The sequence below is a fragment of the Acidovorax sp. IB03 genome, assembly GCF_016406015.1.
GTDB lineage: Bacteria > Pseudomonadota > Gammaproteobacteria > Burkholderiales > Burkholderiaceae_C > Acidovorax > Acidovorax temperans.
This window is the reverse complement of sequence record NZ_JAEFCH010000009.1, coordinates 93663-117431: the sequence shown is the minus strand read 5'-3', so window position 1 is coordinate 117431 and position 23769 is coordinate 93663. Positions and strand designations below refer to the sequence as shown.

Here is a 23769-nt window from a genome sequence, read left to right as displayed (position 1 = left end):
CACTCATTTCACGGCAAGTGCCAGTTCCAGGCCCGAGATGAAAGCGTCTTCCAGGCGGTGGCCCAGGCACCAGTCGCCGCATGCACCCAGGCCCATGGTGGCGTCCCACAGGTGGCTCAGGCCCAGTGGATGCGTGGTCTGCGCATAGGGCCAGCAGTGCAGGGCCACATGGGCTGGCTCGGCACGCAGGCCGGTGACTTCGCCAAAGGCCTTGAGCAGTTTGGCTTGCACACGGGCTTCATCGTCTTGCAGATGTTCTGCCGACCAGGCAGGGTTGGCCTGCACTGTCCAGCGCTCCACCGTGCCGCGGCCGGGCTTGGACGATTCGCGGGCCAGCCAGGCAATACGGTGGTGGGTGCTGCGCGCCACGTTCCACTGGGGGCCCAGCGTGGTCAGCCCTGGCCGCACGGCCTGGGGGTAGGCCAAAGTCAGCGTCCAGCAGGGGGCCATGGCCACCTTTGACAGGGGCGTGGTCAGCGTGCAGTCAATGGCCGACTTGACCAGCAACGCCTGCGCTGCCGTGGCGGGCTGGCTGAACAGCACTGCATCAAATCCCGCATACACATGCTGGGAGCCATCCGAGCCTTGGGTGCGCAATTGCCAGCCTTGGGGGTTCAGGCTGTCACGCTCCACGCGCTGCACTTGTGTGTTGAGCTGTAACTGACCCGCCTGTTGCAGCGGCTGCGCCCAGGCAGCCACCAGAGATTGCATACCGGGGCTGGGCACCCAGTGCGCTTCGCGCGACAGCAGGCCCTGCGAGGTGACGCGGCCGGTGGCGTCGAGCACGCGGACGTTGTTTGCGCTCCAGGGCTTGCACAGCCCTGGTACGGTGTCGATGGCGCGGGCAAAGCGCGGGTCGCGCACGGTGAAGTATTGCGCGCCAATGTCAAACGAGCCGAAGACTGTGTTCACGGTGGCCGTACGGCCCCCTGGCGCATCTGCCTGCTCGAACACCGTGACGCGGTGGCCAGCCTGCACCAGGGTGCGGGCGCACGCAATGCCGGCCATGCCTGCGCCGATGATGGCGAAGTGGCGCGGGCCGGGCGTCGGGGTGGAGGTGTCGTTGCGTCGGGGCCGCTTGGAGGGGCGGGAAACGGTTTTGCTCATGGTTTGCCTTTCAGGGACTTTCAGAGACGGCGGAAGTGACGTGCGACGTTGAATACTTGACGGTACCCACTCTACACGCGCGCCGGTCTGTCGCGGCTCAAAAATGGTGGTGGTTTTCCAGCAGGGCCTTGCGCGTGGCGGGGCTTTGCAACTGCTGCAGCCACCATTGCAACGCGCGCCCCGGTGCCGTGAAGCCCGGGCCGCCCCAGGCATAGTGCAGGCGCAACTGGCGCTCGGGGCGGGCCACGCGCTTGGCCACCAGGCGGCCGGCTTCCAGGTAGGGGCGCACCATGGGTTCTGGCAAAAAGCCACCGCCCAGGCCGCGCAACTGCACTTGCACCTTGGCTTGCATGGTGTCCACTGTCAGCACATCCTGCCCGCCCAGCAGGCCCATGGTCATGCCCCCACGCTGGGCCGAATCGGCCACCGCCACGGCCCGGTGGCGCAACATCACGGCATCGGGGATGGGCTCGGGCATGCTGGCCAGCGGGTGGTGGGGGGCCACCACGTAGATGAAAAGCAGGTCACCCAGTGGCGCCTGCTGTAGCCCGGCCACGTCGGATGCGATGTTGGACACGCCAATCGCCAGGTCAGCCCGGCCCGACGTCAATGCCTCGCGCGTGCCGCTCATGATGCCGTCGCGCAGCTTCAGGCGGGTGGGGGGCGACATGGCGTAAAACGCCTCCACCAGCTCCAGCATGGTGTGCGGAGAGATCACCCCGTCAATCGACAGCGTGAGCTGCGGCTCCCAGCCCGTGGCCACCCGGCGCACGCGGTTGGCCACGGCATCAATGTCCTGCAGCAGCCGGCCGCCCTCGCGCAGCAGCTCGGCCCCGGCCTCTGTGGGCTTGGCCTGGCGGGCGCTGCGGTCGAACAGCAGCACATCCAGCGCGTCTTCGATCTGCCGCACGCGGTAGGTGAGGGCGCTGGGCACCAGCCCCAGTTGCCGGGCGGCGGCGGCAAAGCTGCCGGCTTCGGCAATCACCTGCAGCATGGTCAGGCTGTCCGGTGTGAGGACGTCGCGAGCGTTTTGCATGGTCGGCTCATTTTTGTTCAAGCGTTTTGAATGATGCCATCAATCGGACAGAGCCTGTGCACGCCCCGCGCGTCCTACAGTGGAGGCATTGAAAGGAGCAATCACCATGCTGACGATTCGCAAATCACAAGACCGGGGCTATGCCGATCATGGCTGGCTGCAGTCCTTCCACAGCTTCTCTTTTGCCGGCTACTACGACCCTCGCCACATGGGCTTTGGCAACCTGCGTGTCATCAACGAAGACCGCATTGCGCCCGGCACCGGCTTTGGCACCCATGGCCACCGCGACATGGAGATCATCAGCTACGTGCTGTCGGGTGAACTGGCCCACAAGGACAGCATGGGCAACGTCAAGGGCATTCCGCCCGGGGACGTGCAGCGCATGAGTGCAGGCACGGGCGTGATGCACAGCGAGTTCAACCACGCAGCCGGGCAGACCACGCACTTTCTGCAAATCTGGATCGAGCCCAATGTGCGCGGCATTGCACCCAGCTACGAGCAAAAGAGCTTCACCGATGCCGAGAAGCGCGGCACGCTGCGCCTGGTGGCATCGCCCGATGGGGCGCAAGGCTCGGTGTTGATCCATGCCGATGCCGCCATTTACGCGGGCTTGCTGAGCGGTGACGAGACGGCCACCTTGCCCATGCAGCCGGGGCGCAAGGGCTATGTGCAACTGGTGCGCGGTACCGTCATGGTCAATGGCGAATGCCTGAAGGCGGGCGATGCCGCGATGCTGGAAAATGAAACGCAGGTCTCGCTGTCTGGCGGGCAGGATGCGGAAGTGCTGGTGTTTGATCTGGCGAACTGATCGCTCATCTTTTTACATTGGTCTGTTGATTTCAGGAGTTATTGATGCCCCCAATCGTTGTGGTTTACCACTCTGGCTACGGCCACACCCAGCGCGTCGCCCAGCAAGTGGCCGATGGCGCAAATGCCCAGTTGCTGGCGATTGACGCCGAAGGCAACCTGCCCGAAGGCGGCTGGGAAACGCTCAACGCCGCAGATGCCATCATCTTCGGCACACCCACCTACATGGGCGGCCCCAGCTGGCAGTTCAAGAAGTTTGCCGATGCGTCATCCAAAGCGTGGTTTTCCCGCGCTTGGCAAGACAAGGTGTTTGGTGGCTTTACCAACAGCGCCAGCCTCAGCGGCGACAAGCAGGTCACGCTGATTGCGCTGCAAACCTTGGCGTCGCAGCACGGTGGCGTATGGGTAAGCTTGGGCATGTTGCCCAGCAACAGCAAGGCCGCCACGCGCAGCGATGTGAACAACCTGGGTGGCTCGGTGGGCTTGCTGGTGCAGTCGCCATCTGACGCGTCGGTGGCCGAAATTCCCCAGGGCGACCTGGACACCGCCAAGCTCTACGGCAAGCGGGTGGCCGACATCACGGCGCGCCTCAAGGGCTGACGCTCCCCGGTTTGATCTGCCCTGACCCTCTATGGGGCAGGGCCATTACAGAAAAGGCAAACACCATGGCAGCCATGCAAACCATCACAGCGCACGACAAAGACCTGGGCGGCGGGTTCAAGGTGCGCAGGCTGTTGCCTGCCATGGGGCGCCCATCCATCGGGCCATTTCTGTTCTTTGATCACTTTGGCCCGGTCACCGTCACGCCGGAGTCAGAGCACGATGTGCGCCCGCACCCGCACATTGGCCTGGCCACGGTGACCTACCTGTTCTCGGGCGCCATCATGCACCGCGACAGTCTGGGCTCGGTGCAGCAAATCGAGCCAGGCGCCATCAACTGGATGACGGCCGGCAAAGGCATCGTCCACTCCGAGCGTCGCCCCCAAACGCTGGCGCAGACAAGCTATGTGAACCACGGTATTCAGCTGTGGGCGGCGTTGCCGGTAGAGGCAGAGGAGGCGGAGCCCAGCTTTGTGCACACCCCCGCAGATGCCATACCGCAGCTGCAAGTGGGGGACGCCACGGTGCGTGTGCTCATAGGCCAGGCGTGGGGGCAGCAGTCCCCGGTTGTCAGCCTGGCGCCGGCTCTGTACCTGGATATCCAGCTGCCTGCCGGTGGGGCGCTTGCGTTGCCTGCGGCCTTGGCACAAGAGGCGGGCTTGTACACCGTGGATGCTGCTGTCGCCCTGGACGGCGTCACGCTGGCCGCCCAGACGTTGACGGTGCTGCCCACAGACCATGCCATGCTGCTGCGTGCGGGAGACAGCGCCGTGCGCTGCATGCTGGTGGGCGGAGACGCTTTGCTTCAGCGCCGGCACATCTGGTGGAATTTTGTCTCCACCTGCAAAGAACGCATCATGCAGGCGGCCGACGACTGGGAGGCCCAGCGCATGGGCCATGTGCCGGGCGAGACAGAGTCCATACCGCTGCCCGAGCGCCGTTTCAAGCCCTGACAGGGTTTGAGTTAAAAGTGGCTCTGGCGCTTATTTTACAAGCGCAAGTAGCTCACTTTTTGATAGTAAATTCAACTGGATGCACCGGCATCTTCGTCGCCAGCCTTGGCGAATGGCTGTGCAGAAAGATCGGGCGCCAGCACGGTGCGCTCATCAAACACGAAGCAGCCGCCGTGGTAGTGCGCTCCGTCGGTGTGTTCAAAGTATTTGAGGATGCCGCCTTCAAGCTGGTAGACATGCTCCAGGCCTTCTTCCCGCATCAGGATGGCCGCCTTTTCGCAGCGAATGCCCCCGGTGCAGAAGCTCACCACGGTTTTGTCCTGCAGCTCTGCCTTGTGGGCACGAAAGGCGTCAGGAAACTCCGTGAATTTGGCAATGCGCCAGTCAATTGCATCGGCGAACGTCCCGGCGTCCACCTCGAACGCGTTGCGTGTATCCAGGGTTACCACCTCGCGGCCAGCGTCGTCATGGCCTTGCTCTAGCCAGCGGTGCAGCGTGGCTGGGTCCACTGACGGGGCACGCCCCTGCGCCGGGCGGATGGTGGGGTGATCCATGCGGATGATCTCGCGCTTGACCTTGACCAGCATCTTGCGAAATGGCACCGTGTCGGACCAACTCTCCTTGGGCTCCAGGTCGGCAAAGCGCTCGTCCACCCGCATGCCATCCACAAAGCCCCGCACTGCTTGGGCGGTGCCCGCCAAAAAGAAGTTGATGCCTTCTTCGGCCAGCAAGATCGTGCCCTTCAGGCCCGCAGCCACCGCCTGCGCGTGGAGTCGTTCGCGCAACTCGGCTGCGTCAGGCAGGGGCACGAATTTGTAGCAGGAAATATTGAGTACGGACGTCACGGCGGGATGGGGGTAAACAAGCTGAGCGGCGGCTCTGCCGAAACCGGTGGGTGGTTGTCGAAAGCGCTGGCAGCCCAAACAACCGGGCGCTGGGCACGAAGCCCGGCCTGGCAGGAAAGCACGGCAGGAATTATGCCGTGGGGGTCAGCAGCGCTGTCTCGATCTTGTTCGCCAGCTGCGAAATGGCAAGCGCCGCAGGGCAGCCGGGCGTATTCACCAGCAAGAGCTGGCGGCGCATCACCGCATCACGCACCGATGGGTCGACAGGAATATCGCCCATGTGGATCAAGCGCACGGGGCGGCCCGATTGGGTGCTGACGAAGCGGTCGAGCACCTGCTGCAACTGGCTGGTAATGGCCCGCCCGTCACCCGGACGCGCTGCCTGGTTGATGACCATGCGCACATGCTGGCGCTGTTGCTGCATGGCCAGCACCTTGATGGCGGCGTAGGCGTCTGTCAGCGAGGTGGGCTCGGGCGTTGCCACGATCAGCACTTCGGAAGCCAGCGATACGGAAAAGAGCACCACGTCGGAAATGCCAGCGCCGGTGTCCAGCAGCACCACGTCGTATTGGGGCGTCAACGCCTGGATGACGCTCAGGAACTGGTTGCGCACCTCGGGGGTAAGGCGCGAGTACTCGACCATGCCTGAGCCTGCCAATAGCACCGAAAACCCGCCGGGGGCCTTGATGATGGCGTCTTCCAGTCGTGCCTTGCCCGTGAACACGTCGTGCAGCGTGATCTTGGGGTGAAGGTTAAGCACCACGTCCAGGTTGGCGAGGCCGAGGTCAGCGTCCAACACCAAGACGCGCTGGCCTCTGCGGGTCAACGCCGCCGCGAGGTTGGCTGAAACAAAGGTTTTTCCGACGCCACCTTTGCCACTGGTGATGGCAATGATGCGCGCTCCCGCGACAGGACCGGCCTGTACGGGCGCTGCGTTGGGCGTCATGGGTTGGGGGGACAGCGCGTCGCTCATCATCTAACTTTCAGTAGGCGCTGCCTGTTGCATCCAGCGGGGGCGGCAGGTCGCCCCAGCCCGAAGGAGAATACAGCGGGCCAAACAACAAGCTCTTTTCTTCAGCACTCACAGTGCTGTCGGGCTGCTCCTCGATGCTCACGCGGTTGCGTCCTTGCGATTTTGCCTGATAGAGCTGATTGTCAGCCCGATCAATCCACAGCAGGGTGGTAGACCGGATCCATTGCAACGCAAATGCGCCGCCAACGCTGACGGTGACATTCAGCTCGACAGAGGGCGATATCCGAATCGGCGTGTTGGCCACGGCACGGCGGATACGCTCGGCAACTGCGTGTCCAAACGCCGACTGGCAGGCGGGAAGCACCACCGCAAACTCTTCACCGCCATAGCGGGCTAGAGTGTCCATGGGACGCACACAGGCGCTCAGGGTGCGCGCTACCGATTGCAGCACCAGGTCACCCGCAGAGTGTCCGTGCACATCGTTCACCTTCTTGAAGTGGTCAATGTCCAGCATCAGCAGCAGTGCCGCTTCACCGGAGCGCGTCACCCGGTCAATTTCGCGTTCCAGCACCGCACGGAAATGCCTGCGGTTGGCCAAGCCTGTCAGGGGGTCTTTCAGAGAAAGCTCGCACAGCCCGTCAATCAGGCCTTGCAGGTACTGCCGTGGATGGGCGTAGTCAGAGGCGGTAGCTGGCCCGCCGCCGTTGACCTGGGATACCAGGGCGTGGGCAGTGTCCAGGCGCAAATCGCGCAGGTCTACAAGGTGAGGGGCCGCCGAATCAGACACAAATGGTTGCTTCTAAAGTTGGTTCGAGTGTAGCAGCGGGCATGCCCTGCGTAACGCAATCAGGGCGTGGGTAACAGGGTTAACGGCCACTCGGCAGTTGCTGCAAGGCTATAAGTGCTTCGGCGTCTGTACGGTAGGTGACCAGACCTGCCGCAGCGGGTAGAACCCCCGCTTTGCGCAGCGCTGTTTCCACCGGCAGTTTGAGCCCGCTCACATGCAGACAGCCGCCGCGGGCCAGCATCAGCGCGTGCAGCTGGGCAAATACCTCCAGGCCCGTCACGTCGATGCGATTGATGGGCTGGGCCAGGAGGCACAGGTGCCTGACGTCGGGGTGCGCGCCAAGGTCTTGCGCCACCCTCTGTTCCAGCGCGCTGGCCGAGGCAAAGTCGAGTTCGGCATCCATGCGCAGGGCCAGCACGTGCGGTGCCAGTGGCTCCAGGCTCCAAAGGTGCCGATCACGCAGGCTTCCGTCCGGGTGCAGGCCCACCTCAATGATGCGTGGGTGCAGGCGCTGGTACAGAAAATGGCACAGGTTCATCAGCAAACCCGCCAGCACTCCCCAGTACATGCGTGGCGCAGTGGCCAGGGTGAGGCCGAACGTGACGATGGCAATCAACGACTCGACACGCGACACACGCCAGAGCCGGGTGATGGAAGAGGGCTTGATGAGGCTGAACACGGCGGTGACCACAATCGCTGCCAGCGCCGAGGTGGGCACGTAGTACAGCGCAGGTGTGAGCCACAGCAGCACCACCAGCACCACGCCAATCGAAAACACCGTGGCCCAACCCGTTTGTGCGCCCGCATACAGGTTGATGGCAGAGCGCGAAAAGGATGCGCTGGTGGCAAAGCTGCCGCACAGACCGCTGCTGATTTTGGACAGGCCTTGGCCGATCAGGTCCTGGTTTTCGTTCCAGCGCTCGCTGGAACGCTGGCTTTCCACTTTGGCGCTGGAAGCAGTTTCCAGAAAGCTCACCAGTGTCACGACCAGCACCGGCATCAGCAACGAGCCCAGGTCAGACCAGGGCAGCCAGCCGGGCCAATGCAGCGTGGGCAGGCCTTGGGGCAGATGCCCCACCACCGCGCCGCCTGCGTCGGCATAACCGGTGGCCCAGCTGATGGCGCCCGTAGCGCCCACCACGGCGATGGCGGCGGGAAACGTCGGCTTCAGCTTTTTGGCCAGAAGCAGCGCCCCCACGCTACCGACACCAAAGGCCAGCGCAGCCAGGTCAAAAAGCCCCAAGGACGGGGTGGCCAGCAACGCCCCCCAGTTCGACCGCAGCCCCGTGAGGGCCCCTAGCTGAGAAGCCAGGATCAACAATGCCGCCGCTTGGGTAAAGCCGTTGAGCACCGGCGACGTGACGATGTTCACCACCCAGCCAAAGCGGGCCAGCCCCATCACGCACTGCAAGGCACCTGACAGCAGCGCGATCCACACCGCCATCTGAACCCATTGAGCGCTGCCCGGCTCGGCAAGGCCCGTGAGCGAAGCCCCGATGAGCAGACTGGTCAGCGCCGTGGGGCCCACTCCAAGGCGGGTGGAGGAGCTGAACAGCACAGCCACCAAGGCGGGCAGCAGCGATGCGTAAATGCCTGTGATCAGCGGCATACCCGCCAGCGCAGCATAGGCCACCCCTTGGGGCACCAGCATCAAGCCCACCGTCATGCCTGCCAGGAACTCACCACGCAGCAAAGAGGCAGATGGCCGAGGCCAGGATAAAAACGGGAGCCAGGATCGGAGAACGGTGCGCAGCATGGGGAGGGATTGTCGTTGTAGCAGCCTTCTCGGTGTGCGTGAGGGACTCTCTTTTGCCGGTGGCGGCACACATCGATCCGCTGAGCGGACGCGTTCTTGGGCTGACGCGTGGCTTCAGCCGCGTCCTACACGGTTTTGGCAGGCATCCCACACGGCCGTGGGCCAGGCCTGCCTACAGTCTGTCCATCTTTGTCATCACGAGGAACTTGTCATGAACATCACCGGATTGAACCCACAGAAAGTCACCACCTCTCGCTCCCAATTCAGCAAGGGTGCGCGCATCGCCTCCATTCTGGCCGTGAGCGCGCTGGCCCTGGGCTTGACCGCCTGTGGCCGCAACGAAGAGCCCACCGTGGGGCAGCGCCTGGACTCTGCTGTCGAAAAGACAGAGCAAGCTGCGGCAGATGCCAGGGCGAAAACCGAGGCTGCCATGGACAAGGCCGATGCCCGCATGGACCAAAGCGCTGAGCGTGCTGAAGCCATGGCAAAGGACCTGGGTGAATCTGCCAAGCAGGCCGCCAACACCGCGATGGACAAGGTGGACGACGCGACCATCACCGCCCAGGTGTCTGCCGGGCTGGCCAAGGACCCGGATCTAAGTGCCGTCAAGATCAACGTGGACACCCAAAACGGTGCTGTCACCCTTAATGGCCCTGCGCCCAACCTGGCCGCCAAAGACCGCGCACAGACCATCGCCAGGAGCATCAAGGGCGTCACTTCCGTGACGAATTTGCTGGTGATTTCTGGCGGTTAAAGACTGCCATGGGTCGGTGCAGGTGGCGCTAACATGCACGCATGAAAGCACCAGCCCCTGCATCCGAAATCTCCACCCGCCTCATCCACCACGCTTACACGCCCCCCGCTGAGTTTGCAGCGCCCCAACCGGGCGTGTTCAAGGCCTCCACCGTCATCTTCCCCAACGTGGCCGCCATGCGCGCCCGCGATTGGAAAGACAAGACCGGCTACACCTACGGCCTGCACGGCACGCCCACCACCTTTTTGCTGGAAGAACGTTTGTGCGAGCTGGAAGGCGGCACCGAATGCGTGCTGGTGCCCAGTGGCCTGGCTGCCATTGCTACCGTGGGTTTGGCGTTGCTGAAAGCGGGCGATGAAGTTCTGATCCCCGACAACGCGTACGGCCCGGGCAAAGACTTTGCCTTGGTGGAGCTGGCACGTTATGGCATCACCCACGCATTTTTCGATGCCTTGAATCCTGACGATCTGGCCCAGCGCATCACGCCCAAAACGCGGCTGGTCTGGCTGGAAGCCCCTGGCTCGGTGACGATGGAGTTTCCTGATCTTGTTGCCCAGGTGCGCATTTGCCGCGAACGGGGTGTCCTCACGGCTCTCGACAACACCTGGGGAGCCGGGTTGGCTTTTGCCCCGTTTGATTTGCTGGGCGATGGCTCTCTGGGTGTGGATGTGTCTGCCCACGCGCTCACCAAATACCCCAGCGGCGGTGGTGACGTGCTGATGGGCAGTGTGATGACCCGGTCGAACGCTTTGCACATGAAGATCAAGCTCACGCATATGCGGCTGGGCTTGGGGGTGGGGGCGAACGACGTGGAGGCGGTTTTGCGTTCACTGCCCAGCGTGGAGCTGCGCTATGCCGCGCACGACCGCGTGGCCCGCGAATTGGCCCACTGGCTGCAAACCCAGCCCGCCATTGCACAGGTGCTGCACCCGGCCCTTGAAGGTTCCCCCGGCCATGAACATTGGCGCGCCTTGTGCGGCGCAGCCAACGCGGGGCAGGGCGCGGCAGCCGGGTTGTTCAGTGTGATGATCGATGCACGCTACAGCCAGGCGCAGGTGGATGCGTTCTGCGATGCGCTGCGTTTGTTCAAGCTGGGTTACAGCTGGGGCGGCCCGATCAGCCTGGTGGTGCCCTACCACCTGCCGAGCATGCGCAGCGGCCCCACACCGCACTTGAAGCCGGGTACCCTGGTGCGCTTTGCGATTGGCCTGGAAGCCGCCCAGGATTTGCGTGCCGACCTTGCGCAGGCGCTTGAGGTGATGGAGCGCACTCCAGCCTGATCACCACGGCACGGAACCCCCCAGGCATCTTGCGCAGAGATACAGGGGCGCGCGGAGGGCGGGGGGAGGGGCGGGGTGGTAGTTTCCTCAGTGGTAAAGCATGGCGGGCTGCATTACGGTGTGGTCAGCGCCCACTTGATGTGGGTTAAGTCCTCGTTTTACCTCGCAGTGCCACCCATGTCCGACACCCCCGTCCCCGAGGTTTCTCCCACCCGCGATGCTGCCCCCATCGTTCTGCAGCGCCTCACGCTGGCAGACCCCTTCCGCTGGCTGGCACAGGGCATGCAGGATTTGCGCGCTGCACCGGGTATTGCAGTGTTTTACGGCCTGTGTTTCTGGTTCATGGCGATGGTGCTGGGCTGGGTGTTCCGCACGCGGCCGGAATACACGATGTCCCTGGCCAGTGGCTGTCTGCTAGTAGGGCCCTTCCTGGCGATGGGGCTGTACGAAACCAGCCGCCGACGTGAGGCAGGCATTCCGCCACAGCTCAGCGAGTCACTGACCTGCTGGGACAGCCACATGGGCAGCATGGGCATGTTGATCTTGGTGCTCATCGTGCTGGAGTTGTTGTGGGGCCGGGCGTCGCTGGTGGTGTTCGCCGTGTTCTTCAATACCGGCATGCCGTCCACCACGGGCGTATTGCAGGCGGTGTTCAACCCTGAGAACTGGAGCTTTGTTGCGGTGTACTCGGCAGTGGGCGGGGTGTTTGCGGCACTGGTGTTCTCCACCTCGGTGGTGTCCATTCCCATGATCCTTGACCGCGACACCGATGCCCTGACGGCTGGGATCACCAGCATTCGCGTGGTGCTGGAGAACCCCTTGACGATGCTGCTGTGGGGTGCCCTCATCACTTTGCTGGTGGGCGCGTCATTGTGGGCAGGCAGTGTGGCATTGGTGCTGGTGGGGCCGCTGCTGGGCCATGCCAGTTGGCATGCCTACCGCGCCGCTGTGCAGCGCGTGCCTGCCGCTGCCATGCAGCCCGAATTGGCTTGAGCCTTGGCCCCGAAAGCCAAGCTGTTACAGTGGGCCTCTACTTCAGAAAGCAAACACCTTGGCAACACCTAACTACGGATACGAAAAACGCCAGCGCGAACTCGCTAAAAAACAAAAAAAAGAAGAGAAGCTGAGAGCCAAAGCACAACGCCGGCCGGACGATCCGCAGACGGGAAACGCTGAGGGCGAGCAGGATGCAGCGCCCTCCGCAGCACCCAGTGAAGGCACGAACAACTGACACTTTGCGCCCGGCGCGCAAAAGGTTATTTCTGGCGCCCCGGCAAAGTCTCGCTCACAAGCCCCGCAACCGCTGGTTTCAGCGTTTGCAGGGCTTTTTGTTTTGGCGCGTCAGCGCAGCATTTTCTTCAGCTCTGGCCACACATTGGCCAGCATGAGCGGGTGGGCCTCGGCCTTGGGGTGAATGCGGTCGGGCTGGAACATGCGGGTGGGGTCGGCTCCATCGGCCACACCTTTGAGGAAGAACGGCACCACCGCCGCTTTCTGCGCCTTGGCCACCGTTTCGAACAGCGCGGCAAAGCGGTTGGCGTAATCCGTGCCGTAGTTAGGCGGCACCTGCATGCCCACCAGCAGCACCTTGGCCCCCGCTTTCTGGGCGGCCTGGGTCATGAAGGTCAGGTTGTCCTGGGTGTTTTGCAGCGGCAGCCCGCGCAGCGCGTCGTTGCCTCCCAGTTCAATCACCACATGGGTGGGCTGGTGCTGCTGGAGCAGCGCCGCTATGCGCGAGCGGCCGCCCGAGGTGGTTTCGCCGCTCACGCTGGCGTTGACCACAGACGCGCTGATCTTGTCCGCAGCCAATTGCTTTTCCAGCAGGGCCACCCAGCCCGAGCCGCGCGGCAGACCGTACTCGGCGCTCAACGAGTCGCCCAGCACCAGAATGACCGCAGCCTTGGTTGCTTTGGGAGCCGCGCGCGCCGTGGTTTGGGCCCCGATGCCAGGCGCGTAAATCCCCATGACGGCAGCCATGGAGGCGGTGAGGATAAAGTGACGCCGATGCAGATCGCGAATCAAAGTAAAGAGCCTTTCATGCCTGAATCCCCCTCGTTGCCCGTAACGCCCATTATTGCTGTCGAGCATGTGTTCAAGTCGGTGACGGACTCCACCGGGACGCTGGACATTTTGCGGGATATTGATTTCCGTCTGGCGCCAAGGGAGACGGCGGCCATCGTGGGGGCCTCGGGCTCGGGCAAGAGCACGCTGCTGTCCATCATTGCCGGGCTGGACACCCCCACACGCGGCACGGTGCGGCTGGATGGGCAAGACCTGTTCGCGCTGAGCGAGGACGACCGGGCCGCCCTGCGGGCGCAAAAGGTGGGCTTCGTCTTCCAGAGCTTTCAGCTCATGGGCAACCTCACCGCACTCGAAAACGTGATGCTGCCTTTGGAACTGGCCGAACGCCGCGATGCCCGCAAGGCCGCTGCCGAAATGCTGGAGCGTGTGGGCCTGGGCCAGCGCCTGGGGCATTACCCCAAAGTGCTATCGGGGGGCGAGCAGCAGCGCGTGGCGCTGGCACGCGCCTTTGTGGTGCAGCCAGCGCTGTTACTGGCCGACGAGCCGACCGGTAGCCTGGACTTTGCGACGGGTGAATCCATCATGCGGCTGATGTTTGAACTCAACCGCGAATTGGGAACCACGCTGGTGCTCGTGACCCACGACCGGGCTATCGCCGCGCAGTGTGAGCGGCGCATCACCATCGACGCAGGGCGTGTGGCTGAGGGTTGATGGATTTTTTGCCCCTGGCGCTTGTCCATCAACCGCAAGCAGCTATTGATTTAATAGCAATTCTTTGCGCAAAGTGAAATGCCAGCGTTTTGGCTGCGTGGCCCTGGAAGTGGGCGGAGCCAGGGCAACGATAATCCCCGCATGTCCTCCCCCAAAGTTCTCTTCGGCTTTCATGCCGTGGGCGTGCGCCTGAAGACCGCGCCCCAATCGATCATCGAGATTTATTACGAAGCCACGCGCCGCGATGCGCGCATGCGGCAGTTTCTGGACCGTGCCAAAGAGGCCGGTGCCCGCCTGATCGAAGCCGACAGCGTTCGCATCGCCAAGCTGGCCGGCAGCCACGGCCACCAGGGCGTGGCTGCGCGGGTGGAGCCCGTGGCCCAGATTACCTCGCTGGACGAGCTGCTGGAGAACCTGGAAGCCGCAGGCGTCGAGCAGCCCTTGCTGCTGGTGCTGGATGGTGTGACCGACCCGCACAACCTGGGCGCGTGCCTGCGCGTGGCAGACGGTGCTGGTGCACACGCAGTGATTGCCCCCAAGGACCATGCCGTGGGTATCAACGCCACCGTGGCCAAGGTGGCTAGCGGCGCGGCTGAAACCATGCCCTACTTCATGGTGACCAACCTGGCGCGCACCCTGAACGAGCTCAAGGAACGCAACATCTGGTGCATCGGCACCAGCGATGACGCGCCCAAAACCGTCTATCAGGTAGACCTCAAAGGCCCGGTGGCATTGGTGCTGGGCGCGGAGGGTGACGGCATGCGCCAGCTCACCCGCAAAACCTGCGATGAACTGGTCTCCATCCCGATGAAGGGTGCGGTCGAGAGCCTGAATGTTTCGGTGGCCAGCGGTGTGTGCCTGTACGAGGCACTGCGACAGCGTTCGCTGTAAACCCGCCCAAGGTTGGTAGCCCTGCTACCGGCTTGGGCCAGGGCTGGCGGCCCAGGCCGTTCAGATCCAGCCCATGCCCCCGGCCACGGCGCCGGCCCCCAGCATCCACAGCAGGTGCAGCTTGGTGCGCCACACCAGCAGGGTGGTGGCGGCCGTGATGGCCCACAGCGGCCAGTTGACCATTTCAGCGCCATGGGCACGTGTCAGCACCCATGCCGTGGCCAGCAGCAAGCCAATGACCACCGGAGCCATACCCTGCTTGAAGGCGCGCACGCTGCGCCGGTTGCGGTTGCGGTGCCCCCAGCGGGTGGCCTGCCAGGTCAGCAGGCTGCTAGGCAACATCACACCCACCATGCACACCAGAATGCCCAGCAGGCCCAGCGCCCAGCCTGCGGCGCCCGGGCCACCGGCGTTGATGCCGATGTTCCACCCCAGCAGGGCAATGAACAGCACATTGGGGCCCGGCGCGGCCTGCGCGATGGCGATGGAGGCGTTGAACTGTGGATCGGTGAGCCAGGCGTTGCGCTCCACCAGAAAACGGTGCATGTCCGGCGCGGTACTGATGGCCCCGCCCACCGCCAGCAGCGACAGCGACAGGTAGTACAGGAACAGTTGCAACCAGTCCCACGAAGAAAGGGCCACGATGGCGGGCGCAGCGGTGGTCATGGGGCGATCTTTCTCCAGGTCAGCACGCAGGCGAGCAGGCCCACGCTGGGCAAGGTCCAGAACAGGGGCCAGCGCAACACCGCCATGGCAATCACCGTGAGCGCGACCAGGCCCACGCACACCGCCAGGCCCAGCGGGTGTTTGCGCAAGGTGGACGAGAGCTTGAGGCCCATGCCAGCAATCAGCCCGGCGGCTACCGCCCCCATGCCCCGCAACGCGCCAGCCACGGCGGGCTGGGAGGCAAACTGGGCATACACCACGGCCACCGCCAGCACCAGAATGAGTGGGAAGGTCAACATGCCCGCCAGGGCCGCCACGGCGCCGCGCCAGCCAAAGTAGCGCTCGCCAATCATGATGGAGAGGTTGACGACGTTGGGGCCGGGCATGATCTGGGCCACGGCCCAGTCTTCCACGAACTCGTCGTTGGTCATCCAGCGTTTTTTCTCGACCAGTTCGCGTTGCACCACGGCCAGTACGCCGCCAAAGCCTTGCAGCGCCAGCCAGGTGAAGGACCAGAACAGATCGGCGCAGTCGCGCGGTTGGGGGCGGGGGGCGGCGGGGTCGGTGCCAGCAGCAGTCACATCAGGGGCGTCGGCCATGGGTTGGGGCAAAATTGGCCTCTAGCGCTTATCCATCAAGCGCAAGCAGCTATCAAATCAAGAGCAAATCTGCGACTCGGCTGGCCTTTCCGGGCGGCGCAGAGCCAAGCCGCGTCAAGCCTGCGATGTTAGCCCGCAAAGCAGGGCCGAGCGCTCGGTTGCCCTTCGCATTGCGGCAAGGCCGGGGCGATGAATGGCGCGCCCCGGCCGCAGCCGCTCACTTCCCCAGTTTGCCTTCCAGCACATGCCCCTGCGTGCGCCAGCCCGCCTGCGCCAGGTGCTTGACCTTGAAGATGCGCAGATCCGCCTGGGCTTCGTACTTCACGACGAGCACTTGTGCCATGGGTCAGTTCCTGTGATGGGGTGAATGGATGCCACGGGTCAGCACCCGAACGATGCCCATCAGGGTACCGCGCAAGCGCTAATCCTGGTCCACCGGCTGGACAAGCGAGCCGTTTGGTTGTCCCATCGGCATGCGCACGCCGCGCTACCATTTGCCCATGCGGCCCCAGCGCATCCGCTGGGCGCCTTCCTAACGCACCACACCACAGCGACGCAACCCATGCAGACAGCAGACTACATCGTCATCGGCGCCGGTATTGCAGGCGCTTCCATCGCCTGGCAGCTTGTACAAGACGGGCGCAGCAGCGTGCTGCTGCTGGAGCGGGAATCGCAGCCCGGCTATCACACCACCGGGCGCTCGGCTGCGCTGTACATGGCCACGTATGGCACGCCCAACATCCAGGCCCTGACGCGCGCCAGCCGTGCGTTCTACGACGCGCCACCGCCGGAGTTTGGCGCAGACCCCATCCTTTCGCCGCGTGGCGTGATTTACGTGGCGGGGCCAGACCAGCTGGATCTGCTCAAACGGGCCTACGACGATGCCCGTGCGGCATCCCCCAATGTGGAGTGGGTGGACAAGCCCGCGCTGCTGGCCCAGCTGCCTTGCCTGAAACCCGAGGCCGTGGCCGCTGGCATGAGCGAGCCCGAAGCGGCCGACATCGACGTGCATGCGCTGCACCAGGGCTACCTGCGCGGCCTGCGCCAGCAGGGCGGGCAGGTGCTGACCCAGGCAGAGGTGGTGGGCTTGCGAAAAGAGGGGGATGCCTGGCACGTGGCGCTGGCCGATGGCCGGCAATTGCGGGGCAGCACCATCGTCAATGCTGCAGGCGCGTGGGCGGATGTGGTGGCCGCCATGGCGGGCGTGCCACCCATCGGGCTGGAGCCGCGCAGGCGCACCGCTTTCACGTTTGCCGTGCCCGAGGGGATGGACGCCAGCCATTGGCCTGCCGTGATTGGCATTGACGAGAGCTTTTACTTCAAGCCCGATGCCGGCCAGTTGCTGGGCTCGCCCGCCAATGCCGACCCCACCCATCCACACGACGTGGTGCCCGAAGAGCTGGACGTGGCCACGGGCATCTACCACATTGAAGAATTGACCACGTTCCAAATCCGCCGCCCCTCGCACACCTGGGCAGGGCTGCGCTCGTTCGTGCCCGACGGCGACATGGTGATTGGCTGGGACAACCACGTACCCGGGTTTTTCTGGCTGGCGGGGCAGGGTGGGTACGGCATCCAGAGCGCGGCAGGCGCGTCACTGCTGGCCAAAAGATTGCTGCGGGGCGAGCCGTTAGGCCCCGAGCTGGAGGCTGAAGGCGTTGAGCCGCAGGGGCTGTCGCCAGCCAGGTTGCGTTGAGGGCGGTGCGGGGCGCGCCCGGCCGACCATTTGAGCAGTTTCTTACGCGAAGGTGTTGACCTGGGTGCCCAGCGTGCCCGAAGTAGCCAGCGCGGGCTGGGGCATGGATTGCTGCATGGCGTCGATCATGGTGGCGGCGCTTGATGCCTGAACGTCCAGCGCTTTTTTCAGCACTGCCATGTTCAAGGCGTCAGAGGTCTGCGCACTGGCAAGGTTGGTGGCGGTGGCCACGATGCTGTTGGAGAGGGCGACGTCCATGAAGGGCTCCTGCTGGGTTACACAGCCCTATCGGCTGTTTTTGCCATGCACTTGACCGTTGTTACATCTGTCGCGCTCATTCCAGTGCCGGCACACCGATGCCGCCACAGGTGGCCAGGTCGGAATCCGCAGGCTGCGGCAGTTGCCGAGCGGCATCACGCAGGGCCGTGCGCAACCCTTCCTCGTAAGTGGGGTGGTAGAAGGGCATTCCCAGCAGATCTCGCACCGTGAGTTTTTGCTGAACCGCCAGCGCCAGAAGATGTGCCATGTGCTCTGCCTGCGGGGTGCACATCTCCGCGCCCTGCAGGCGGCCCGTGGCTTGGTCGGCGTAAATGCAGAGCCGCCCCGCGTTGCGCAGGGCAGTGCGCGCACGCCCCTGGTCATGAAAACTGGCGCAACCGGTGATGGTGGTGTGGGCGTCCAGGTCCGCCCACCGGCGGCCCACGGCAGCCACCTGCGGGTCTGAAAAAACAATGGCCAGCGGCGTACGGCGCCGGAACTTGCGCGGTGCACTGGCCAGCGCGTTGATGCCTGCGATGTGGCCTTCGTCTGCCCCTTCGTGCAGTAAGGGCAGGTGGCCATTGGCATCGCCCGCCATGAACACGGGCAGGTTGCCGATCTGCTGAGTTTGCGGGTCTACGGGCGGCAGGCCCCGTTCATCCAGCGGCACGCCCAGGGTTTCCAGCCCCAGGTGTTCGATGTTGGGCGTGCGCCCCATGGCCGCCACCACCTGATCGACCACCACGGCCTGGTTGCCGCTGCGCACCTCGATGCCGCCTGCCACCTCCCGCAGCTCGGCGGGCGCGCCGGTGTACAGCCGCATGTCGGCTTTGAGCACCTGGGCCAGCTCGGTGTTGATGGCGGCATCGCGAATGCCCGCGAAGTGCTCGCCTGTGCTGAAGGCGGACACCTGCAGCCCCAGCCGAGCCAGGGCCTGGGCCATTTCCACCCCCAGCGGGCCCATGCCGATCACGGCGATGCGTGGGCCGAGCGTGGGCTGTTCAAACAGCGTGTCGGTGGTGAGCATGCGGTCGCCAAAGGCCAGCCATGCGTCGGGCAGCAGGGGGCGCGATCCGGTGGCGATGATGATGCTGCGCGTGGCATGGGCTTTTCCGCCAATTTCTACCAGCCCGGGCCCCAGCAGCGTGGCACGGCCCGACTTTTGCGCGCTGCCCAGGTTCTGGGTGGCCTTCAAGGCCCCGGCGACCAGCTCATCGCGCAGTGTGCGCACCCGCTGCAGCACGGCAGGCAGGTCGGCCACCAGCGCCGTGGCGCCGCGCAGACCCAGTTCATTCCAGGCATGGCGCCGGTGGAACGTGCTGGCCGCCTCGATGAGCATCTTGGAAGGCATGCAGCCCACCCGGGCGCACGTGGTGCCCCAGGGACCGTCGTTCACGATGAGGTAGCGGTCGGTGCGCTTGCGCACCTCGCGCAGGGCCGCCAGCCCCGCAGTGCCCGCGCCGATGATGATGGTGTCCAGGGGTGCCCCCATGTGCCCTTCTCCAAATTGAGGTGAGAGCAGCGAGTGTGGGCGGCCCGTGGCTGGGCGCGTGTAGGCCTACAGCCCAAATTGGGTGAGCTGCGCTAGGGTGTGACCCACCCCACGCGGCCCTGCCCGTGGTCGTTGATGCGTTGTACGAAGGCTGGCGCCTGCACTTCGGGCAAACGCAGCTGCAGGCTGACGAGCGAGCCGTGTTGCACATCGAGCAGCTGCGCTCCTGCGGCTTCCACTTCGCGGCGAATCATGCCTTCCAATGCGTAGGGCACCTGGCATTGCAGGGTTTTCATGCGTTGCAGGGTGATCTTGGGGGCTGTGAGCAGCGCCTGTGCCACCGTATCGGTGTAGGCCCGCACCAGGCCGCCCGCGCCCAGCTTCACCCCGCCAAAGTAACGCACCACGGTGGCCAGCACGCCTTCCAGATCCTGGTGGCGCAGCACGTCCAGCATGGGCCGCCCTGCGGTTCCGCCCGGTTCGCCATCGTCCACTGCGGCTGACTGGCCACCCGCCAGCAATGCCCAGCAGATGTGGGCAGCGCCAGGGTGCTGCTTCCAGAGCGCATCCACCACGGCCTGGGCGCTGGCACGGTCGGCCATGGGCTGCACGCAGCCGATGAAGCGGCTTTTCTTGATGATGAGTTCGCTGTGGGTGGGTTCGGCCAGGGTGTAGGGCATGGGGGCGCAAGTGTACGGCGGCGAATCAGGGGGCAGTCTGCCCTGCGCAGGCAGGCCTACAGCTTCAGCGCCCAGGTCTCCCCCACCAGATGCTGCCCAAAGCCTTCGTAGGGCTCGGACTTCACCAGCACAAATCCCCGCCGTGCGTAGATGTGCCGGGCGGTGGTCAGGCAGCTGTTGGTCCACAGCGCCATTTTTTTGTAGCCCTTGGCTCGGGCAAAGCTGATGCACTCGTCGGTGAGCCGTTCCCCCAGCCCCAGGCCGCGTGCCGAGGGCGCCAGGATCAACATGCGCAGCTGGGCCACCGTGCGGCTTTTGCGCACCACAAACACGGCGCCCAGGCGTTCGCCGCCTTGTTCGGCGATCCAGCAGCGTTCCCACTCGGGCTGAAACTTGCGCACAAACCGGGCTGCAATATCGGCCACCAGCGCTTCAAACTGCTCGTTCCAGCCGTACTCGCGGGCGTACACCTCACCGTGCTGCTGCACCACCCAGCCCAGGTCGCCCGGGGCCAGTGCGCGCAGGGTGATGGGGCTTTGAGGCATGGGGTGCGTCATGGCAAGAATCAGGGATGGGGCTGCCTGCAGTATAGAAACAGGCCGCCAAGCCAAGGGGCCATCGGCCCATGCAGCGACAAAAACCGGCGGGCGCCGTAAAATCGCGGCCTCCCCACGATATGACGGTGGCCGCCAAGCTTCTTCGGCGGCCATTCCCCATTGCATGAACGCCCCCGTTGACGTCTCCTTTTTTGCGCGCGCCGCAAAGCCCTTGACCAGCTACCGTCCGTACTGGGCCAAGCGCTTTGGCACGGCCCCGTTCCTGCCAATGAGCCGCGCCGAGATGGAGAAACTGGGCTGGGACAGCTGCGACATCATCCTGGTGACGGGCGACGCGTATGTGGACCACCCCAGCTTCGGCATGGCCGTGATCGGCCGCACTCTGGAAGCCCAGGGCTTTCGCGTGGGGATCATCGCCCAGCCTGACTGGCAGAGCGCCGAGCCCTTCAAGGTGCTGGGCAAGCCCAACCTGTTCTGGGGCGTGACGGCGGGCAACATGGATTCGATGATCAACCGGTACACCGCCGACCGGAAGATCCGTAGCGATGACGCCTACACCCCCGGCGACGTGGGCGGCAAGCGCCCCGACCGCGCCGCCATCGTCTACAGCCAGCGCTGCCGTGAGGCTTACAAAGACGTGCCCATCATCCTGGGCGGCATCGAAGGCAGCCTGCGCCGCATCGCCCACTACGACTACTGGAGCGACAAGGTGCGCCGCTCCATCGTGGTGGACAGCAAGTGCGACCTGCTGCTGTACGGCAATGCCGAGCGTGCGCTGGTCGAGGTGGCCCACCGCATTGCTGCGCGCGAGCCGGTCGAGAAAATCACCGACGTGCGCGGCACGGCCTTTGTGCGCCGTCCCGACGATGAAAGCGGCAAAGGTTGGTTCGAGATCGACTCCACCACCGTGGATGAGCCCGGTCGTGTGGAAGCGCACATCAACCCTTACATGACCACCAGCGAGCAGGCCGCCGCGCAAGGCAGTACCTGCAGCAAAGACGATGAAAGTGCTACTGATTCTGTAGCGATTGCCGCAGATATCACTAGCGCTACCGACCAAAATAGCCCCAATCCCGCCATCCAGCCGATCCAGTTCGTTCTCAACCCCGCACTCAAGGTCAAGCTCAAGGTCCCTCCGCGCGAGAAGACCGTGATCCGCCTGCCCAGCTACGAGCAGGTCAAAAGCGACCCCGTGCTCTACGCCCACGCCAACCGTGTGCTGCATCTGGAGACCAACCCCGGCAACGCCCGCGCCCTGGTGCAGGCTCATGGCGAAGGCGCCACGGCGCGCGACGTGTGGATCAACCCGCCGCCCATCCCGCTGACCACGGCCGAGATGGACCATGTGTTCGATCTGCCCTACGCGCGTGTTCCGCACCCCAGCTATGCCGACGAGAACGGCAGCCACGACGGCGCGACGAAGATCCCTGCGTGGGAGATGATCCGGTTTTCGATCAACATCATGCGCGGCTGCTTTGGGGGCTGCACCTTCTGCTCCATCACCGAGCACGAAGGCCGCATCATCCAGAGCCGCTCCGAGGATTCGATCATCCAGGAGATCGAGGACATCCGCGACAAGGTCAAGGGCTTCACCGGCACCATCTCCGACCTGGGCGGCCCCACGGCCAACATGTATCGCCTGGGCTGCCGCTCGCCCGAGATCGAGGCCGCCTGCCGCAAGCCCAGCTGCGTGTACCCGGGCATCTGCCAGAACCTCACGACCGACCACGGCCCGCTGATCAAGATCTACCGCCGTGGCCGTGCATTGAAGGGCATCAAGAAGATTCTCATTGGCTCAGGCCTGCGCTACGACCTGGCCGTGAAGTCGCCCGAGTACGTGAAGGAGCTGGTGCAGCACCACGTGGGCGGCTATCTGAAGATTGCGCCCGAACACACCGAGCAGGGCCCGCTCACCAAGATGATGAAGCCGGGCATCGGCAGCTATGACAAGTTCAAGCAGATGTTCGAGAAGTTCAGCGAAGAGGCGGGCAAAAAGCAGTTCCTGATCCCGTACTTCATCGCTGCGCACCCTGGCACTAGCGACGAGGACATGATGAACCTCGCCATCTGGCTGAAAAAGAACGGCTTTCGTGCCGACCAGGTGCAGACCTTCTACCCCAGCCCCATGGCCACGGCCACGGCCATGTACCACTCGGGCCGCAACCCCCTGACCCGTGTGCGCCGCCAGATGCGCGACGAGGCGGAAGAGACGGTGGATATCGTGCGCGGTGAAAAGCGCCGCCGCCTGCACAAGGCGTTCTTGCGCTACCACGACCCCAACAATTGGCCGCTGTTGCGCGAAGCGCTCAAGGCCATGGGCCGCGCGGATCTGATCGGCAACGGCAAGCACCACCTGATTCCGACCTTCCAGCCGTTGACGGACGGCGGCTACCAAAGTGCGCGCAGCAAGAACTCCACCCCCGTGGGGCAAAAGGCTGCAGCGGCCAAGCCGCAGGGGCAGGCCGCCAAGCCGGGTCAGCCCCAAAAGGGCCGATTGCTGACGCAGCACACGGGCCTTCCACCCCGGGTGACGGGCAGCGGCAAGCCGTCCTTCAAGGCAGCAGCCCGCAAGCCACGTTGATGGGGCGGGTCGCGCGCGGCTCCGCTAGACCGGCCCCGCGTGTGTTCCCACCACCACTGATTGGCTTTCCTGCTCCGGCGCCTGTGGCACCAGGTCTTCAATGATGAACGTGCGGTAGTAAAACGCCGCAGCGGCGCCCTCGGGCGCAATGGCCGCCACCACACGTTCGGGTGCGTCCTTGTCGGCCATGCAGATCAGCACACCGTGGTGACCGGTGCCCGCCAGGTCGGCAATGCGCCGTACCATGTCGCCTTCCGCACCCACTGAGGGCAGGGGAATGTCGGTGCCCCCCAACGTGCGCACGATTTCTTGCAGGATGAATTCAGGGCTGGCGTGTGCCAGCTCGCCCTGATGGCGGGCGCTGTGCAGCGCGGCGGCCGCCTGGCGCGCGCAGTCCTCATCGGGGAACAGCGCAAACACATGGCCGGTGGGGTAGAACACGCCGGACATGTTGGTCATGCTGGAGTCGAGGATGAGTGGCTTCATGGAGCGGTTCCCGTGGTGTTGAAAACACTGCCATTGAAGCCTGTGCGTAGAAGGCTGGGTGTAGGCGCCGGGGCCCTTCGGGTGTCAGCCAGCGGTTTGACTGCGAACTGCGGGGAACGCAGCACTCGGTATCCGAGATTCCCATCAAAATTACCTCTAGCGCCCATCCATCAAGCGCTAGCAGCTATGATTTTTGAAGTGCTTGCGTGCTCACTCTGCCCGGGCTTGCCAC

Annotated in this window: 25 protein-coding genes and 1 pseudogene; 11 read left to right on the top strand and 15 right to left on the bottom strand. The window is 64.4% G+C overall.

All coding sequences use genetic code 11. The features are described 5' to 3' along the window. Positions 1–3: 3 nt before the first annotated feature. Together IHV84_RS07695 and IHV84_RS07690 are read right to left on the bottom strand one after the other, a co-directional pair. Positions 4–1107 carry an NAD(P)/FAD-dependent oxidoreductase gene (locus IHV84_RS07695; RefSeq protein ID WP_198846415.1) on the bottom strand — a complete coding sequence of 368 codons (1104 nt, stop codon included), beginning with the start codon at positions 1105–1107 and terminating at the stop codon, positions 4–6. Between the two features lie 97 nt (positions 1108–1204). Next, positions 1205–2143, bottom strand: coding sequence for a LysR family transcriptional regulator (locus IHV84_RS07690; protein ID WP_198846414.1), 939 nt, complete (start codon positions 2141–2143; stop codon positions 1205–1207). Positions 2144–2249: 106 nt separating this feature from the next. On the opposite strand from IHV84_RS07690, the gene IHV84_RS07685 reads away from it, so the two are divergent. The 3 genes from IHV84_RS07685 (at position 2250) to IHV84_RS07675 (ending at position 4503) form a co-directional block, all read left to right on the top strand. After that, positions 2250–2951: a pirin family protein gene (locus tag IHV84_RS07685; RefSeq protein WP_198846413.1), complete on the top strand. Its 702-nt coding sequence runs from the start codon at positions 2250–2252 to the stop codon at positions 2949–2951. Positions 2952–2995: 44 nt separating this feature from the next. Then, positions 2996–3550, top strand: coding sequence for a flavodoxin family protein (locus tag IHV84_RS07680; RefSeq protein ID WP_198846412.1), 555 nt, complete (start codon positions 2996–2998; stop codon positions 3548–3550). Between the two features lie 65 nt (positions 3551–3615). Further along, complete coding sequence (locus IHV84_RS07675) at positions 3616–4503, top strand: pirin family protein (RefSeq protein WP_198846411.1); 888 nt, start codon at positions 3616–3618, stop codon at positions 4501–4503. 71 nt (positions 4504–4574) lie between these two features. Here the strand turns inward: IHV84_RS07675 and IHV84_RS07670 are convergent, their stop codons facing one another. The 4 genes from IHV84_RS07670 to IHV84_RS07655 all read right to left on the bottom strand — a co-directional run bounded on the left by IHV84_RS07670 (position 4575) and on the right by IHV84_RS07655 (position 8864). Next, positions 4575–5348 carry a sulfurtransferase gene (locus IHV84_RS07670; RefSeq protein WP_198846410.1) on the bottom strand — a complete coding sequence of 258 codons (774 nt, stop codon included), beginning with the start codon at positions 5346–5348 and terminating at the stop codon, positions 4575–4577. 130 nt (positions 5349–5478) lie between these two features. Beyond that, entirely contained in the window at positions 5479–6321 is an 843-nt protein-coding gene (locus IHV84_RS07665) for a MinD/ParA family protein (RefSeq protein WP_198846409.1), read from the bottom strand. Between the two features lie 10 nt (positions 6322–6331). Beyond that, positions 6332–7108 (bottom strand): GGDEF domain-containing protein, encoded by a 777-nt coding sequence (locus IHV84_RS07660; protein WP_198846408.1) that lies wholly within the window; start codon positions 7106–7108, stop codon positions 6332–6334. A 79-nt stretch (positions 7109–7187) separates the two neighbouring features. Next, the gene (locus IHV84_RS07655; protein WP_198846407.1) at positions 7188–8864 is read right to left on the bottom strand and encodes a SulP family inorganic anion transporter; all 1677 of its coding nucleotides are present in this window, start codon (positions 8862–8864) and stop codon (positions 7188–7190) included. 211 nt (positions 8865–9075) lie between these two features. Between IHV84_RS07655 and IHV84_RS07650 the strand changes: the two genes are divergently transcribed. From IHV84_RS07650 to IHV84_RS07635, 4 genes are all read left to right on the top strand, one after another. Beyond that, positions 9076–9618, top strand: coding sequence for a BON domain-containing protein (locus IHV84_RS07650; protein ID WP_198846406.1), 543 nt, complete (start codon positions 9076–9078; stop codon positions 9616–9618). Between the two features lie 41 nt (positions 9619–9659). Next, positions 9660–10898, top strand: a complete 1239-nt coding sequence (locus IHV84_RS07645) for a PLP-dependent transferase (RefSeq protein WP_198846405.1) — start codon at positions 9660–9662, stop codon at positions 10896–10898. A gap of 177 nt (positions 10899–11075) precedes the next feature. Then, positions 11076–11891 carry a DUF2189 domain-containing protein gene (locus tag IHV84_RS07640; protein ID WP_198846404.1) on the top strand — a complete coding sequence of 272 codons (816 nt, stop codon included), beginning with the start codon at positions 11076–11078 and terminating at the stop codon, positions 11889–11891. A 58-nt stretch (positions 11892–11949) separates the two neighbouring features. Next, entirely contained in the window at positions 11950–12129 is a 180-nt protein-coding gene (locus IHV84_RS07635; RefSeq protein ID WP_082758626.1) for a hypothetical protein, read from the top strand. 110 nt (positions 12130–12239) lie between these two features. Here IHV84_RS07635 and IHV84_RS07630 read toward each other — a convergent pair whose 3' ends face one another. Beyond that, on the bottom strand, positions 12240–12875 hold the full coding sequence (locus IHV84_RS07630) for an arylesterase (RefSeq protein WP_198846403.1): 636 nt from the start codon (positions 12873–12875) through the stop codon (positions 12240–12242). Positions 12876–12935: 60 nt separating this feature from the next. Here IHV84_RS07630 and IHV84_RS07625 point away from each other — a divergent pair, with 60 nt between their 5' ends. Then, on the top strand, positions 12936–13631 hold the full coding sequence (locus IHV84_RS07625; protein WP_066784428.1) for an ABC transporter ATP-binding protein: 696 nt from the start codon (positions 12936–12938) through the stop codon (positions 13629–13631). Between the two features lie 141 nt (positions 13632–13772). After that, positions 13773–14522 carry a 23S rRNA (guanosine(2251)-2'-O)-methyltransferase RlmB gene (gene rlmB, locus IHV84_RS07620; RefSeq protein WP_198846402.1) on the top strand — a complete coding sequence of 250 codons (750 nt, stop codon included), beginning with the start codon at positions 13773–13775 and terminating at the stop codon, positions 14520–14522. 60 nt (positions 14523–14582) lie between these two features. On the opposite strand, the gene IHV84_RS07615 is transcribed toward rlmB, so the two are convergent. From IHV84_RS07615 to IHV84_RS20630, 3 genes are all read right to left on the bottom strand, one after another. Beyond that, the gene (locus IHV84_RS07615) at positions 14583–15188 is read right to left on the bottom strand and encodes a chromate transporter (RefSeq protein WP_044395220.1); all 606 of its coding nucleotides are present in this window, start codon (positions 15186–15188) and stop codon (positions 14583–14585) included. Further along, positions 15185–15787, bottom strand: coding sequence for a chromate transporter (locus IHV84_RS07610; protein WP_198846401.1), 603 nt, complete (start codon positions 15785–15787; stop codon positions 15185–15187). The genes IHV84_RS07615 and IHV84_RS07610 overlap by 4 nt, the downstream gene beginning before the upstream one ends. A gap of 217 nt (positions 15788–16004) precedes the next feature. Then, positions 16005–16130 carry a hypothetical protein gene (locus tag IHV84_RS20630; protein ID WP_255523542.1) on the bottom strand — a complete coding sequence of 42 codons (126 nt, stop codon included), beginning with the start codon at positions 16128–16130 and terminating at the stop codon, positions 16005–16007. A gap of 219 nt (positions 16131–16349) precedes the next feature. On the opposite strand from IHV84_RS20630, the gene IHV84_RS07605 reads away from it, so the two are divergent. Continuing rightward, positions 16350–17483: an FAD-binding oxidoreductase gene (locus tag IHV84_RS07605; RefSeq protein ID WP_198846400.1), complete on the top strand. Its 1134-nt coding sequence runs from the start codon at positions 16350–16352 to the stop codon at positions 17481–17483. A 42-nt stretch (positions 17484–17525) separates the two neighbouring features. On the opposite strand, the gene IHV84_RS07600 is transcribed toward IHV84_RS07605, so the two are convergent. From IHV84_RS07600 to IHV84_RS07585, 4 genes and pseudogenes are all read right to left on the bottom strand, one after another. Continuing rightward, positions 17526–17741 (bottom strand): YjfB family protein, encoded by a 216-nt coding sequence (locus IHV84_RS07600; protein WP_198846399.1) that lies wholly within the window; start codon positions 17739–17741, stop codon positions 17526–17528. A 76-nt stretch (positions 17742–17817) separates the two neighbouring features. Continuing rightward, the gene (locus tag IHV84_RS07595; RefSeq protein ID WP_198846398.1) at positions 17818–19233 is read right to left on the bottom strand and encodes a dihydrolipoyl dehydrogenase; all 1416 of its coding nucleotides are present in this window, start codon (positions 19231–19233) and stop codon (positions 17818–17820) included. A 92-nt stretch (positions 19234–19325) separates the two neighbouring features. After that, on the bottom strand, positions 19326–19913 hold the full coding sequence (locus IHV84_RS07590) for a YigZ family protein (protein ID WP_044395231.1): 588 nt from the start codon (positions 19911–19913) through the stop codon (positions 19326–19328). A 56-nt stretch (positions 19914–19969) separates the two neighbouring features. Next, positions 19970–20437 (bottom strand): annotated as a pseudogene (locus IHV84_RS07585) (GNAT family N-acetyltransferase); the annotation flags it as partial. A 196-nt stretch (positions 20438–20633) separates the two neighbouring features. Here IHV84_RS07585 and IHV84_RS07580 point away from each other — a divergent pair. After that, entirely contained in the window at positions 20634–23051 is a 2418-nt protein-coding gene (locus IHV84_RS07580) for a YgiQ family radical SAM protein (protein ID WP_198846397.1), read from the top strand. 24 nt (positions 23052–23075) lie between these two features. Here the strand turns inward: IHV84_RS07580 and IHV84_RS07575 are convergent, their stop codons facing one another. Then, positions 23076–23537, bottom strand: coding sequence for a hypothetical protein (locus tag IHV84_RS07575; RefSeq protein WP_198846396.1), 462 nt, complete (start codon positions 23535–23537; stop codon positions 23076–23078). Positions 23538–23769 lie beyond the last annotated feature (232 nt).